The organism is Nocardiopsis sp. MG754419, from assembly GCF_018207095.1.
Taxonomy (GTDB): domain Bacteria; phylum Actinomycetota; class Actinomycetes; order Streptosporangiales; family Streptosporangiaceae; genus Nocardiopsis.
The window spans coordinates 1-333 of sequence record NZ_QOCZ01000425.1 but is presented as its reverse complement, the minus strand read 5'-3'; the positions used below and the strand labels follow the sequence as shown (position 1 = coordinate 333).

At 72.1% G+C, this 333-nt stretch carries 1 protein-coding gene; it reads left to right on the top strand.

The genetic code is table 11. From position 1 onward, the window contains the following. Positions 1 to 103: 103 nt before the first annotated feature. On the top strand, positions 104 to 333 hold a 230-nt coding region (locus DSY14_RS28405; protein WP_249188601.1), incomplete at its 3' end, for a hypothetical protein.

Genomic DNA, 333 nt, shown 5'->3' with positions numbered 1-333 from the left:
GACGTACTGCCTGGACGCCGCCGCCGTCGATGCTGCCGTCAGCGAGCGCACCGCGGCCGTGATCGTCGTGCACCGCTTCGGCAGGACTGCGGACATTGCGCGGTTGCGTGAAGTCGGGCAACGGCACGGGCTGTTGGTGCTGGAGCAGGGCGAGACCGAGAGGCCGTACGACGAGGTCGCGCAGCGCAGGGCGCATGCCGCCCATCTCAGCGGTCGACTGCGTGGGGTGCGTACCCCGGACGGTGGCGGTGAGCACACCTACCAGCAGTACGTCGTGCGGGTGCTCGGCAACGGCCGGCCGGACCGCGACGCCTTCGCGCGCGCCTTGCGCGC